The 13,828-nt window shown below is 75.7% G+C and carries 10 protein-coding genes and 2 pseudogenes; 7 read left to right on the top strand and 5 right to left on the bottom strand.

The features are described from left to right. Nucleotides 1-49 precede the first annotated feature (49 nt). A complete protein-coding gene (locus ACI79C_RS09010) occupies nt 50-1,672 on the top strand; it encodes a peptide chain release factor 3 (RefSeq protein WP_456945297.1) in 1,623 nt (540 codons plus the stop codon). A gap of 48 nt (nt 1,673-1,720) precedes the next feature. Here the strand turns inward: ACI79C_RS09010 and ACI79C_RS09015 are convergent. The 3 genes and pseudogenes from ACI79C_RS09015 to ACI79C_RS09025 form a co-directional block, all read right to left on the bottom strand. Then, a pseudogene (locus tag ACI79C_RS09015) lies at nt 1,721-2,509 on the bottom strand (methyltransferase domain-containing protein). A gap of 139 nt (nt 2,510-2,648) precedes the next feature. Beyond that, nucleotides 2,649-4,307 carry a glucose-6-phosphate isomerase gene (pgi, locus tag ACI79C_RS09020; protein ID WP_456945298.1) on the bottom strand — a complete coding sequence of 553 codons (1,659 nt, stop codon included), beginning with the start codon at nt 4,305-4,307 and terminating at the stop codon, nt 2,649-2,651. Between the two features lie 77 nt (nt 4,308-4,384). Next, complete coding sequence (locus ACI79C_RS09025; RefSeq protein ID WP_456945299.1) at nt 4,385-5,836, bottom strand: FAD-binding oxidoreductase; 1,452 nt, start codon at nt 5,834-5,836, stop codon at nt 4,385-4,387. Nucleotides 5,837-6,163: 327 nt separating this feature from the next. Here ACI79C_RS09025 and ACI79C_RS09030 point away from each other — a divergent pair, with 327 nt between their 5' ends. Both ACI79C_RS09030 and ACI79C_RS09035 read left to right on the top strand, forming a co-directional pair. Beyond that, on the top strand, nt 6,164-6,433 hold the full coding sequence (locus ACI79C_RS09030) for a DUF1876 domain-containing protein (protein WP_456945300.1): 270 nt from the start codon (nt 6,164-6,166) through the stop codon (nt 6,431-6,433). Continuing rightward, nucleotides 6,430-6,816 carry a DUF5655 domain-containing protein gene (locus ACI79C_RS09035; RefSeq protein WP_456945301.1) on the top strand — a complete coding sequence of 129 codons (387 nt, stop codon included), beginning with the start codon at nt 6,430-6,432 and terminating at the stop codon, nt 6,814-6,816. Before ACI79C_RS09030 ends, ACI79C_RS09035 begins: the two co-directional genes overlap by 4 nt. 62 nt (nt 6,817-6,878) lie before the next feature. Here ACI79C_RS09035 and ACI79C_RS09040 read toward each other — a convergent pair whose 3' ends face one another. Beyond that, nucleotides 6,879-8,459 (bottom strand): DUF4389 domain-containing protein, encoded by a 1,581-nt coding sequence (locus tag ACI79C_RS09040; protein WP_456945302.1) that lies wholly within the window; start codon nt 8,457-8,459, stop codon nt 6,879-6,881. A gap of 581 nt (nt 8,460-9,040) precedes the next feature. Here ACI79C_RS09040 and ACI79C_RS09045 point away from each other — a divergent pair. The 3 genes from ACI79C_RS09045 to ACI79C_RS09055 all read left to right on the top strand — a co-directional run bounded on the left by ACI79C_RS09045 (nt 9,041) and on the right by ACI79C_RS09055 (nt 12,355). After that, nucleotides 9,041-9,934, top strand: a complete 894-nt coding sequence (locus ACI79C_RS09045) for a universal stress protein (RefSeq protein WP_456945303.1) — start codon at nt 9,041-9,043, stop codon at nt 9,932-9,934. 163 nt (nt 9,935-10,097) lie between these two features. Beyond that, nucleotides 10,098-10,568: a pyridoxamine 5'-phosphate oxidase family protein gene (locus ACI79C_RS09050; RefSeq protein ID WP_456945304.1), complete on the top strand. Its 471-nt coding sequence runs from the start codon at nt 10,098-10,100 to the stop codon at nt 10,566-10,568. A gap of 140 nt (nt 10,569-10,708) precedes the next feature. Then, complete coding sequence (locus ACI79C_RS09055; protein ID WP_456945305.1) at nt 10,709-12,355, top strand: GAF domain-containing protein; 1,647 nt, start codon at nt 10,709-10,711, stop codon at nt 12,353-12,355. Nucleotides 12,356-12,361: 6 nt separating this feature from the next. Here the strand turns inward: ACI79C_RS09055 and ACI79C_RS09060 are convergent, their stop codons facing one another. Next, entirely contained in the window at nt 12,362-13,042 is a 681-nt protein-coding gene (locus ACI79C_RS09060; RefSeq protein WP_456945306.1) for a response regulator, read from the bottom strand. A 555-nt stretch (nt 13,043-13,597) separates the two neighbouring features. On the opposite strand from ACI79C_RS09060, the pseudogene ACI79C_RS09065 reads away from it, so the two are divergent. Continuing rightward, a pseudogene (locus tag ACI79C_RS09065) lies at nt 13,598-13,828 on the top strand (HNH endonuclease); the annotation flags it as partial.

A 13,828-nucleotide genomic window follows, 5' to 3' on the forward strand; every position in this document is an offset into this window, starting at 1 on the left:
GCGGTCCGGGAACGGCCGCCCCGTCCCGCGCGCGTCCCCAGGAGTTCCCGTGAGCACGTCCCCCATGGCCCCCGTTGCCGCACGCCCGGCCGGCGACCCGATCGTCGGGGAGGCCGCCCGGCGGCGGACGTTCGCGGTGATCAGCCACCCGGACGCCGGGAAGTCGACGCTCACCGAGGCCCTGGCCCTGCACGCGCGCGTGATCGGCTCGGCCGGCGCGGTGCACGGCAAGGCCGGCCGGCGCGGCACCGTGTCGGACTGGATGGACATGGAGCGCGACCGCGGCATCTCGATCACGTCGGCGGCCCTCCAGTTCGCCTACCGCGGCTGCGTGGTGAACCTGCTGGACACCCCCGGGCACGCGGACTTCTCCGAGGACACCTACCGGGTGCTGACCGCGGTCGACGCCGCGGTCATGCTCGTCGACGCCGCCAAGGGCCTCGAGGCGCAGACGATGAAGCTGTTCGCCGTCTGCAAGCACCGCGGCATCCCGGTGGTCACCGTCGTGAACAAGTGGGACCGGCCGGGCATGGACCCGCTCGCGCTGATGGACGAGATCACCGAGCGCACCGGCCTCACCCCCACGCCCCTGACCTGGCCGGTGGGCATCGCCGGCGACTTCCGCGGCGTCCTCGACCGGCGCGACGGCACCTACCGGCACTTCACCCGCACCGCGGGCGGGGCCACCGTCGCGCCCGAGGAGGTCCTCCCCGCCGAGGCGGCGGCCGGGCGCGAGGGCGACGCCTGGGCGCAGGCGGTCGAGGAGTCCGACCTGCTCGCCGAGACCGGCGCCGAGCACGACCAGGAACTGTTCCTGGCCGGGGCCACCACGCCGGTGCTCTTCGCCTCCGCCGTCTCCAACTTCGGCGTCGGCCAGTTGCTGGACGTCCTCGTCGACCTGGCTCCGGCGCCGACCGCGCGACCCGATGCCGCCGGCCGGCCGCACCCGCTGGACGCCCCGTTCAGCGCCTTCGTCTTCAAGGTGCAGGCCGGGATGGACACCGGCCACCGGGACCGGCTGGCCTACATCCGGGTCTGCTCGGGCGTCTTCGAGCGCGGCATGGTCGTCACCAACGCGCGCACCGGCCGGCCGTTCGCCACCAAGTACGCCCAGCAGGTCTTCGGCCGCGACCGGGAGACCATCGAGACCGCCTACCCCGGGGACGTCGTCGGCCTGGTGAACGCCGCGGCGCTCGGGGTCGGCGACACCCTCCACGCCGGGCAGGCGGTCACCTACCCCCCGGTGACGACCTTCGCGCCCGAGCACTTCGCGGTCGCCCGGGTCGCCGACACCAGCCGCTACAAGCAGTTCCGCAAGGGCGTCGAGACGCTGGCCGGCGAGGGCGTCGTCCAGGTGCTGGTCTCCGAGCGGCGCGGGGACGGCGCCCCGGTGTTCGCCGTGGTCGGGCCGATGCAGTTCGAGGTGGCCGCCCACCGGATGGAGCACGAGTTCGGCGCCCGGATCTCCCTGGAGCCGCTGCCCTACACCCTCGCCCGGGTCACCGACGCGGCGTCGGCCGCCGAGCTCGCCTCCGTCCGCAGCGCCGAGGTGCTGCAGCGCCCCGACGGGCAGCTGCTGGCGCTGTTCACCGACAAGTGGTCGCTGCGGGTGCTCGAGCAGAACAACCCGCACCTCACCCTGGTCCCGATGGTGGCCGCCGACCTCGGCTGACCGCGGCGACCGTCCCGCGGCACCCGCGCCCCGGCACGGCGTTCCCGCTCAGCCGTGCGCGGGCCTGCGGCACAGGAACGGGAAGCCGAACACCTCGTAGGCGCGCGCGTTCGGTTCCCCGCCCGCGCCGGCGAACGTGTCGGCGGGCTCGCCGATCACGATGTCGGTGAAGCCGGAATGCTCGAGCACCTGACGCCAGCCCGCACGGGGCAGCCCGCCGGCGATCTAACCGGTCCACAGGTCGATGTCGCGCAGCGCCTCCTCCGGCACCGGCCGGCCGTTGGCGATGTCGGCGAACTGGAACCAGCCCCCAGGACGGAGGACGCGCCGGATCTCACCGAGCGCGGCGCGCTTGTCGGCGCACAGGTTGATCACGCCGTTGGACAGGACGACGTCGGCCGCCCCGTCGTCGACCGGCAGCTCCTCGGCCAGCCCGTACCGGAACTCCACGTGGGTCAGGCCCATGTCCGCCGCGACGGCCGTGGCCCTGTCCAGCATCTCGACGGTCATGTCCACACCGATGACGTGCCCACCGGGGCCGACCTGACCGGCGGCGAGGAACGTGTCGAGCCCGCCGCCGCAGCCCACGTCGACGACGCGCTCCCCGGGCTCGAGCCGGCGCAGCGCGAACGGGTCGGCCACTCCCGCGAAGGACTCGACGGCGCGGTCCGGGAGCGCGGCCACGGCGTCCTGGTCGTAGCGGAGCTGCCGGGCGAGCACCCGGCCGGTGTGGAAGTGGAACGGGCCGGCCGGGTCGGCGGCGACCGCCCGGTACTTCTCCTTGACCTGCTCCCGCAGGACGACGGGGTCGACCGGGAGCGTCGGTGCACGGGACATGGCGGTCCTCCGGGGTGTCCGCCGGCCGCGGCACCCGGGCGGTGCCCGGCTCGCCTCCCACGGTCGCGCCGCCGCCGACCGCCCGCAAGGGACGGCCCCGTGTCGATCCGGTGACGGTTCCGCGGGACTGGGTCCTCCCTCAGACCGGCCGGCCGCGCAGCCGGCGGTAGTGCTCGACCAGGGCCGTCGTCGAGGGGTCCTGGTCGACCTCGGGCGCCTCGGTGGAGGTGAGCGCCGGCTCGAGTTGGCGGGCCATGACCTTGCCCAGCTCCACCCCCCACTGGTCGAACGAGTCGATCTGCCAGATGACGCCCTCGGTCATGACCGTGTGCTCGTAGAGGGCCACCAGCTGGCCCAGCGTGGAAGGCGTCAGCTTCCGCGCGAGGATCGTCGTCGACGGCCGGTTGCCGGGCATCACCTTGTGCGGCACCAGCTCGGCCGGCGTCCCGTCGGCGGCCACCTCCTCGGCGGTCTTCCCGAACGCCAGCACCGCCGACTGGGCGAACAGGTTGGCCATGAGCAGGTCGTGCATGTCGCCGATGTCGTGGTTGGGCTCGCCGAAGCCGATGAAGTCCGCGGGCACCAGCGTCGTCCCCTGGTGCAGCAGCTGGTGGAAGGCGTGCTGGCCGTTGGTGCCCGGCTCGCCCCAGTAGACCTCGCCGGTCGACTTCGTCACCGGCTGCCCGTCCCACCGGACCGACTTGCCGTTGCTCTCCATCGTCAGCTGCTGCAGGTAGGCCGGCAGCCGGGAGAGGTACTGGCTGTAGGGCAGCACGGCGTGGGTCTGGGCGCCGAAGAAGTCCGTGTACCAGACGTTGATCAGCCCCTGCAGCACCGGCAGGTTCGACTCGAACGGCGCCGTCCGGAAGTGCTCGTCGACGGTGGCGAAGCCGGCGAGCAGCTCGTCGTAGGCCTCCGGGCCGATCGCGACCATGAGCGAGAGCCCGATCGCCGAGGTGAAGGAGTACCGGCCGCCCACCCAGTCCCAGAACTCGAACATGTTCTCGGGATCGATGCCGAACTCCCGCACCGCCTCGGTGTTGGTCGACACCGCGACGAAGTGCTTGGCCACCGCCGACTCGTCCCCGCCCAGCCCGTCGAGCAGCCACTGCCGGGCGACCTTGGCGTTGGTCAGCGTCTCCAGCGTGGTGAACGTCTTCGAGCAGACGACGAACAGCGTCTCGGCCGGGTCGAGGTCACGGCTGGCCTCGGCGAAGTCGGTGGGGTCGACGTTGGAGACGAACCGCGCGGTGAGGTCGCGGTCGCTGTAGGCCCGCAGCGCCGTGTAGGCCATCGCCGGGCCGAGGTCGGAGCCCCCGATGCCGATGTTCACGACGTTCCGGATGCGCCGGCCGGTGTGCCCGACCCACTCCCCCGACCGCACCCGCTCGGCGAACGACCGCATCCTCGCCAGCACCGCGTGCACGTCGCGGGTCACGTCCTGCCCGTCGACGACCAGGTCCCGGTCGGCCGGGGCGCGCAGCGCCACGTGCAGCACGGCGCGGTCCTCGGTCGGGTTGACGTGCCCGCCGCGGAACATCTCGTCGATCCGCTCGCGCAGCCCGGCCCGCTCGGCCAGGGCGACCAGCAGCCGGAGCGTCTCGTCGGTGACCCGGTGCTTCGACCAGTCCAGGTACAGGTCACCCGCGCGCGCGGCCATGCGCCGTCCCCGATCGGGGTCCTCGGCGAACAGGTCGCGCAGGTGCCGGCCGGCGATGGCGCGGTGGTGCTCGGCCAGCGCCGCCCACTCCGGCGTCGCGGTGATGTCCACCGTGGTGTCCGTGCCTGTGCTGCTCATGGTGCCTCCGGGCGGTCGGGGTTCCCCTCAGCCTGGTAGGCCGCGCACCAGCAGCACAAACGCGCGGGACGCCGGGGTCACGGCGTCGGGGCGGTCACCCCCGGCGAGGTCGCTCCCCGTGGCGAGGGCAGGGACACCGGGGCCGGCGGGATGTTGGCGTTGTGCCGGAAGACGTTGTCCGGGTCCCACTCGGCCTTGAGCGCGGCCAGGCGCCGGTACTTCTCCTCGCCGTAGGCGGCCCGCACACGGGCCTCGTCGGCCTCCCCGAGGAAGTTGACGTAGGCCCGGTCGCTGCCCGCGAACGGGCGCAGCGCCTGCCACGTGGCGCGTGCCCACTCCCGGTCGGCCGCCATGGTCGCGGTGTCCTCGGTCTGCGCCACGGCCGACAGCGCCCAGCGGGCCGACCGCCGGCCGGTGTAGGCGGTCGCGTCGTCGGGGATCTCGGCGTACCGGCCGCCCAGCGGGACGACCGGCACGAAGGAGTCGACGGCGGTCTTGCGGGGCAGCCACTCGAGGAGCGCGTCGACGGCGCCGTCCGGGAGGTCGTCGAGGTCGAGTCCCTTCTCGTAGGCGTGCACCCCCCAGTGGGAGGTGTCGTCCAGCATCTGCTGCAGTGCGGTGTACGGGATCGGGGTCGTGAACTCGACCAGCGGGTGCAGATCTCGCAGCGGCGCGACGGCGGCCGCGTGGGCCTCGGGGTTCCCCCAGCCGGCGACCATCACGCCGAGGGCCGTGCGCCCGTGGTGCTCGGCGGGGATGAACGGCGCGGCGGGGACGGCCAGCCCCGCCATGAGCGCGCCGAGGCTCGCGGGCAGGTCGGTGAGGTACTCGCGAACGGCGCGCAGCGGCTCGCGGGCGTCCTCGACGGCCCAGAAGAACAGGCCGAGGTCTGCCATCGGGTCGGTCTCGGACAGCGCGAAGACGAACTCCGTGACGACACCGAAGTTGGCGCCGGCGCCACGCAGCCCCCAGAACAGGTCGGGGTGCTCCCGCTCCGACGCGGTCACGATGCGGCCGTCGGCGGTCACCACGGTGGCCTGCAGCAGGTTGTCGCAGCTCAGCCCCTGCCGCCGGGTCAACCAGCCCATCCCCCCGCCCAGCGTCAGCCCGGCGACACCGGTGTGGCTGACGGTCCCGCCGACCACGGCCAGCCCGTGTGCGGTGGTGGCAGCGTCGACCGGGGCCCACGAGGCGCCGCCGCCGACGGTGGCCCGCCGGGCGGCCGGGTCGACCGAGACCCCGTCCAGCGAGGACAGGTCGATCATGAGTGCACGGTCGGCCACGCAGTTGCCAGGAGCGCTGTGCCCTCCCCCGCGCACGGTGAGGTCCAGCCCACTGCGCCGGGCGGCGGTGACGGCGGCGGCGACCTCCGCCGCCGTCCGCGGCCGGGCGATCAGCGCCGGCTGCCGGGTGATGTCGCCGTTCCAGACGGCCGCCGCACGGGCCGCGGCGAAGCCCTGGTCGTCGGGGTGCACCACCTCGCCGCCGAAGTCCTCCAGGAAGCGGGCGGTGGTCGCGTCGATGGGCACGTCGGCCTCCTCGGGCCGGGATGCGCTCCCCCGGGGGGGGGGGGGGGGGGGGGACCCGGTTGGGAGCGAGGAGATGCTCCCAGCGTGGTCGGGCGCCGGACAGCGGTCCCGGACGCGGCCGGTCCCGTCGCCGTCCGTGCCCCGGCGCGTGGTGACTCACGGGGTGCGCGGTCTGCCGGACCGGGGCGGCCGTGTGTGCTCCTCCCCGGCAGGACCCGCGCGGGCCCGAAGTCCCTCCCTGTCGCGCCTTCGGACCTGCCCCACCCCCGGCTCCCGGGCGTCAGAGTCGGCCCCTGGACGACGACCGACCGGAACGGAGGCCCCGCAGTGGACACGACCAAGACCTGGACCGTGGGCGTCGAGATCGGGGAGCACGACGGGCACACCCGGGCCGTCGCCCGGCTGGACAGGGGGGACGGCGACCGGATGGTCGGCGTCGGCTTCGCCCGGCTGAGCCCCAGCGACACCGACGTCCCCGAGATCGGCGACGAGATCGCCGTCGCCCGGGCCCTGACCGACCTCGGCCGCCGGCTGCTGCGCACCGCCACCGAGGACGTCGAGCAGGCCACGGGCGAGCACGCGCACCTCGTGATGTGACACCGAAGCAGCGGGCCCTGGGGACCGCGACACCCGAGGAGTTCTTCGCCGGCTCACCGCTGGGCCTGGCGGTGTACGAGCGGGTGGCCGCGGCGGTGGACGAGGCCGGGGCGGCCGAGGTCCGGGTGACCGCCAGCCAGGTCGGCTTCCGCCGTCGGCGCGGGTTCGCCTGGCTGTGGCGTCCGGGCCGCTACCTGCGCTCGCCCACCGCCGAGGTGGTGCTCACCGTGGCGCTCGGCCGGCAGGACGGCTCCCCGCGGTGGAAGGAGGTCGTCCACCCCACCGGCGAGCAGTGGGTGCACCACCTGGAGGTGCACGACCCGGCGGAGGTGGACGACGAGGTCGCCGGCTGGCTGCGGGAGGCCGCCGACCGGGCCGGCTGAGCGGGGCCGGCCCGGCGGGCGGTCAGCCTCGGCGGGCGGTCAGTCCCGGGGGCCGCGGCGGGTCACCGCTCGGTCCCGGGGACGGGGCCGATCGGGCGGTCGGACGCCGGCTCGGTGCGCGGCGCCGGCGGGGCCGGCGGAGGGCCGGCGCCCGGCGCGGGCGGGGCCGGCGGAGGTGCCGGCGGGCCGGCGGCCGGCACGGGCGGCGGCTCCGGTGCGGCGGGCACGCCCCCGGCCGGACCGGCCTGCGCGCGCTGCACGGCGAGCGCCACGAGCAGGACGCCGACCATGAGGAACAGCCCGCCGAGGACGAGCAGGCCGCCCCACAGCCACGGCAGTCCCGGTGCGGTCATGCCGGCGCGCGCCTCGACGTCCAGGCCCGCCGAGCCGTCGGCGCGCAGGACCACGACGGTCCAGTCGCCGTCGGCCGGCGTCCAGGTGAGCGTCTGGGTGCCCGAGCCCTGCGCCTGCGCGGTCCAGATGTCCAGCTCGCCCGGGGGCTGCGCCGGCGGGCCGCCGCGCCGCTCCTCGCCGCCCGTGCCGAGCTGGGGACCGACCTCGTCGACCACGCGCCGGCCGACGCCGCCCAGGTACCGGTCCACGTCGGTGCTGGGCGCCACGCCGAGGAACAGCTCCGTCGACGGGTCCTCCGCGGTGACCTGGAGCCGGGCGTCGCCGAGGACGTCGTCGACCAGCCACTCGTCGCCCGCGGTGTCCAGCGTGATCGCGTCGGTGACCAGCGCGTACCGCTCGGTGCTGAGGTCCTCGGTCGGCGTCCAGACGTAGCCGTCCTCGCGCTGGGTCGTGTCCGCCCAGGCCAGCCCCGCACCGCCGGCGAGCAGGCCGGTCGAGGCGAGCAGCAGCACCGCGCCGACGACGACCGCGGCCACCCGGCCCGCGCCCCAGCCCGCGGTGGGGGTGGACGCCCGAGCTGACGGCTGCGGCGGCGGTCCGCCGGGACCGGCGGGGAGCGACGCCGGGTCGGGGCCGCCCATGTCGAGGCGGAACGGCGGATAGCGGTCGGTCATCAGCGCCACGTAGGCCGCGACCCGGAGCACCCAGCGGTCCATGCCGAGCACGAAGTCGAAGAGCGGCTGCGGATAGCGGCCGGTGAACAGCAGCACGATCCCGGCGATGAGCACCAGCAGGCCGACGAGCCCGCCGGCGGCCCAGCCGGAGTCCTCCGGCCCGTCCCCGCCGGCCAGCCAGATGCCGCCGCCGGCGAAGAGGCCGACCACCAGCAGGTGCGGGATCGCCAGCAACCAGGACTTGACCAGCACCAGGCCCCGGGACAGCCGCTCCGGGTACGGGATGTCGAGGCGCGCCGGGTAGTCCGGGACGTCGGCGAGCGTGAAGGGCGGGTACCGGTCGGTGCCGAGGGCGGCGTAGCCGTAGTAGTGCACCCGCCAGCTCCACCGCAGCACCCCCACGTCGAAGTCGAACAGGGCCCGCGGGTACCGGCCGGTGACCAGGATCGCGAACCAGGCGACCACGGTGAGCACGACGAAGGCGATCCAGAGCAGCGCGAGCACGATCGCGTGCGGGATCAGCAGGATCCACTTGACCAGCCACAGCCAGCGGGAGAGCGGCGCGTCCACGGCCGCGTCGACCCGCACCGGGTAGGGCGTGTGCTGCTGGGTCACGGCACCGGTCCTCGCTGTCGCCCGCTCGGGCCACGCGGTCGCGCCGGCCGCCGACGGGGCCTCCCCAGCCTCGGGGGACGCGCGGCGTCCGGACACCGACCTCCGTCGGTGCCCGGCCGGGGACCGAGGTCCCGGTTCGCCCCTCGGCGGGGGCCGGGGGACCCTGAGCGCTCCGGGACCGGACGGTGTGGACTCCCCCCACGACCTCGTGCGTCGCCGAGCCCGCGGCGCCGGGGCTGCGCGTCCCCGGCCCGGGCCACTGTTGCCGGGCGGTGCAGCGTCACCCGGTCGACCTGGCGCGGGTGGGCTCGCTGCCGCTGCTGGCCACCGCCACCGTGTACGCCGGCCTGCACCTGCTGTGGTCGCTGCTGCCGGCCGCCGGCGCACCCGGAGCCGCGCTGGGACACCGGCGCACCCGACGCCGCGCTGGGACCTGCCGACCGGGGTGCCGGCGCGGCCTGCAGCCCAGGGTGTGCGCGGGAGCGGGACGTTGGTCCGTGCTCTCCGGGACCCCCGACCGAGGACCTCGGACCCCGGTCGGGCCGAAGCTGGCGGAGCACCGTCGACCGAGGGAGCTCCCCATGTCCCCGTCCCCCCGTCCCCCCTCCCCTTCCGCGCCGCCGGCGGACGAGCGGGCCGGCACCAGCCGGTTCCGACCCGTCGTCGTCGGCGTCGACGGCTCCACCGCGGCGACCACGGCCGCCCGCACGGCGGCGGAGGAGGCCGCCCGGCGGTTGCTGCCGGTGCGCATCGTGCAGGCCGTCCCGTCGCGGGCGGAGGTCCCGGCCGGGCCCGGGCTGGAGCAGGCCCGCGCCGCGGCGGCCGCGGCGCTGCCGGCCGGCTCGGTGACCGTCGTCGTCCGCGACGGACCGGCCGACCTGGTGCTGGCCGACGAGTCCCGGCGGGCCGAGCTGCTCGTCGTCGGGGGCGGTACGACCGGACGGCTCGACGACGCGACGGCGGCGCTGCTGCGGCGCGCGGCCTGCCCGGTGCTCATCGACCGGCCGCTGCCGGCCCCCGGGTCCGGGGTCGTGGTCGGGGTGGACGGCGGGGCGGGCACCGCCGACCTGCTCGACGCCGCCGTGCTGGCCGCGTGCCTGCGCAGCACCTCGCTGCGGGTGGTGCACACCTGGACCCGCCGGCGGGAGGTGCCCGGAGCCGGGGAGGACCGCCACCGCGCCGCGGTCGACGCGGCCGAGCGACACCTCGTCGAGCAGTACCTCGGCCCGCGCCGGGAGGGCCATCCCGGCGTCCCGATCACGGTGGACGTGCGGCACGGCGATCCCGCCGAGGCCCTGCTGGCCGCGTCCTCCACCGCGGACCTGCTGGTGGTCGGACGCCCGCCGGCCTCACCGGCCGTCCTCACCACCGCGCTGGCCGGCGCGGCCGCCTGCCCGGTCCTGGTGGTCCCGGTGCGTCGGCCGCTGGTCCCCCCGCCGCGGGGCGCTGTCCGCAGCGCGGTCGCGCTGACCTGAGCGGTCCGGCGGCGGGCATCCCGAGGACGGTCGGCCGTTCCGCTCGGGACCTCGGTCCCTGAGCCCCGCGTCCGCCGCGCGCCGAGAGTGGGAGGCGCCGACCACCTGCTGCGGCCGCCGTCCCCCGAGGGCGCAGCCCCCACCACGGCCCCGAGAGGACACCGTGCACACCACGGACACTGACCGCGTCGTCGAGCTGCTCGCCGAGCCGGAGTGCCGTGCGCTCATCGGCACCGTCCGGATCGGCCGGCTCGCGTTCACCCGCGACGCGCTCCCGGCCATCCAGCCGGTGGCGTTCCACGTACACGACGGCCGGGTGGTGATCCCGGTGCGGACGGGCAGCTCCCTGCTGCCGGGGACGCGCGGCACGGTGGTCGCGTTCGAGGTGGACCGCTTCGACGAGCACGCGGGCACCGGCTGGACGGTCACCGTCGTCGGTCCCTCCCGGTCGGTCACCGACCGCGACGAGGTCGCCGTCCTCGACCGGCTGCCGTGGACGACCCCGGGGCGCCGGCCCGACCGCCGCTACGTCACCGTCGGCATGGCCCTGGTGCAGGGCTGGCGGGCGGTACCGGCGAGGGACGCGGCCGCCTCCCCCACGGCCGTGCTCCCCGCGGTCGCCGACCCCGCCTGACCGGCTCGGAGCGCCTTCCCTTCCCGATCCGGACGTGGCAGTCTCGGATCGGCGGGAAGGGGGTCCGCGCCATGTCGCCTGAGCCGTCCGACCCGCCGCGGCCGCCCGGGACCGGGGGGTCCCCGCCAGGCGGCACGCGCGTGACCGCGCTGCTCGAGGAGGTGCAGGAGCGGCTGGCCGAGGTCACCCGCAGCCAGGCCCGGGTGCACCACCTGCTCGACGCCTTCCTCAGCGTCTCGACCGGCCTGGACCTGGAGTCGACCCTGCACCGGATCGTGGAGGCCGCGGCCGACCTCGTCGACGCCCGCTACGGAGCGCTGGGCGTGCTGGCCCCCAGCGGCGGGCTGGCGGCCTTCATCCACGTGGGCATCGACGACGGGCTGGCCGCGCGGATGGGGTCGCTGCCCGAGGACAAGGGCGTGCTGGGGCAGCTCATCACCGAGCCGCACCCGCTGCGGATCCCCGACCTGAGCCGCCACCCCGCCTCCGTCGGCTTCCCTCCGCACCACCCGCAGATGCGGTCCTTCCTGGGGGTGCCGGTCCTGGTGCGGGGTGAGGCGTTCGGCAACCTGTACATGACCGAGAAGCGGACCGGCGAGTTCTCCGCCGAGGACGAGGCCGTGCTCACCGCGCTGGCGGGGGCTGCCGGCATCGCGATCGACAACGCCCGCCTGTACGAGGAGGGCGAGGTCCGGCGCCGCTGGACGGCCGCGGTCTCCGACGTCCGCGCCTGCCTGCTCAGCGCCTCCTCTCCCTCCGAGGCCTTCGGCCTGATCGCCGCGCGGGTCGCCGAGCTGACCAGCGCCGAGGCGGCGTGGGTGCTCACCGGTCCCGAGCCGGACGACGGGTGCCACGTCGTCCGGGCGCAGGCCGGGGAGACCGGTGCGGACGGCGGCGAGGTCCGGCTCACCGCCCGCGACAACACGGTCCTGGCGGCCACCGCGGCGGCCGGCTCGGTCGTCATGCTCGACGCGGCGGGGCTCGACCTCCCCGGTCCGGCCGCCGAGGTGTCGCGGGGGCCGTGCATCGGCGTCCGGCTGCCCTCGAGCAGCGCGCAGGACGTCGTCCTCGTCGCCACGCGCCGCGCGGGGGCGCCCGCCTTCGCAGAGACCCTGCCGCCGCTGCTCGCCTCGTTCGCCGACCAGATCGCCGCCGCGCTGGACATGGCCGCCCGCCAGCGGCTGGCGCGGCAGCTCGACGTCTACGCCGACCGCGACCGCATCGCCCAGGACCTGCACGACCACGTCATCCAGCGGGTGTTCGCCTCGGGGCTGGGCCTGCAGTCGGTGCTGCCGAGGATCGCCGACCCTGACGCGCAGCGGCGCATCCGGGAGGTGGTCCACCAGCTCGACGAGACCGTCCGCGACATCCGGACGACGATCTTCGACCTGCACACCAACGACGACACCGATCCGGGCCTGCGCCGCAGGGTCCTCGACATCGTCACCGAGACCGCCGGCCGAGACCTGCACCCGACGGTGCGCATGTCCGGCACGGTCGACGACCCGGTCACCGGCGAGCTGGCCGCCGACATCGAGGCGGTGACCCGCGAGGCGGTCAGCAACGCAGCGCGGCACTCCGGCGCCGGGCACGTCACCGTCACCGTCGACGTCGCCGACGAGGTGGTCCTGGAGGTGGTCGACGACGGCCGGGGCATCGAGCCCCGCGCGGCCCGCAGCGGGCTGCGCAACCTCGAGGTGCGCGCGCGGCGGCGCGGCGGCGGCCTGAGCGTGCAGGCCCTCCCCGAGGGCGGCACCCGGCTGCGGTGGTGGGCGCCGCGCCGCTGAGCCCGGTCAGGCCTGCCGCGAGGACGGAGGGCTGGCCCCGCGCAGCTCGGTGGCGAGGACGGCGGCCTGCGTGCGGCGCTCCAGGCCCAGCTTGGCCAGCAGGTGGGAGACGTAGTTCTTGACCGTCTTCTCGGCGAGGAACATCCGCTCGCCGATCTGGCGGTTGGTGAGCCCCTCGCCGATCAGCTCCAGGACGGTGCGCTCCTGGTCGCTGAGCTTGGCCAGCGGGCCGGCCGGCTCGGCGGCGCGCCGCAGCCGCTCGAGCACGGCGGTGGTGGCCGTCGGGTCGAGCAGCGAGCCACCGGCGGCCACGGCCCGGACGCCGCTGACCAGGTCCTGGCCGAGGATCTGCTTGAGCAGGTAGCCCGAGGCGCCGGCCATGATGGCCTCGAACAGCGCCTCGTCGTCGCTGTAGCTGGTCAGCATGATCACCTTGAGATCCGGCATCCGGGACCGCAGCTCGCGGCACACCGAGACGCCGTCCCCGTCGGGCAGCCGGACGTCGAGGACGGCGACGTCCGGCCGCAGCGCGGGGCAGCGGGCGATCGCCTCGGCGGCGTTCTTGGCCTCGCCGACCACCGTGATCCCGGGGTCGCTCTCCAGCACGTCGGCGACGCCCCGCCGGACCACCTCGTGGTCGTCGAGGAGGAACACCCGGATCTCGGGGCTGTGCCCGACTGCGCTCACCGCCACCCTCCGTCCACTGCCGAGCGGCCGCACACGGGCGTGCGGGACCACTGTCGGCACAGGTTAGGGGCGGCGTCGCCCCGTGCGGGCAGGGTCGAAGGTCCCGGTGACGACGTATGCGCGACGCAGGGCGCGGCCGCGAGCGCTGGCCGGAGCCGCGCCCGGGACCCGTCCGGACGCGATGGATCGACCCTGACGCGATGGATCGACCCTGACACGATGGATCGACTCGTCTCCGTGTCGCCCTGTCGACAGGGACGCCAGTCGACCTGTCGCTCTGTCGCTCCGGGACGCCGTCTCCCCTGTCGGCCCGTCGCCCGTCCCCACGAGCCCGGTCGGCGGCCCGGATGCCGCGCCCTCGAGCCCCGACGGGCTCGCCGGTCCACGATCCCGCCCCCGGCAACCGTTCCTGATCACCGTGTCTTCGCTGCTCAGGGCGAGGAAGTGTCGTACCCCGGGCCTAGGTTGGGGGTGTGTTCGGCGGCAGCGGGTTCGGGGTGGGGCTGACGGTGGCCCCGCTGGAGCCGCCGGCCGGTGTGCCTGGGGATCCTGCCGGTGCAGCTGTCCGACGCGCTGCCGGTGCACGCCCGGTCGGCGGAGGAGAAGGCCGCGGAGTTGCAGCGGCTGCAGCAGCTCGAGGCGATGCTGACGGCGTACGAGCTGGACCTGGTCGCCGGGCTGGCCGCCGACCGGCCCGACAGGTTCGACCGTCGACCTGACCAGCCGGGTGCCGCCGCCGGGGGGTGGGGTGGGCCGGGGCGGCCGGAGGGTGTGTCGGAGTTCGTC

The organism is Geodermatophilus sp. SYSU D00697, assembly GCF_054050175.1.

Excerpts from the sequence above, each read along its gene's own strand:
- pgi (WP_456945298.1), bottom strand. The coding sequence starts at position 4,307 with ATGAGCAGCACAGGCACGGACACCACGGTGGACATCACCGCGACGCCG.
- ACI79C_RS09045 (WP_456945303.1), top strand. The coding sequence starts at position 9,041 with ATGTCCCCGTCCCCCCGTCCCCCCTCCCCTTCCGCGCCGCCGGCGGAC.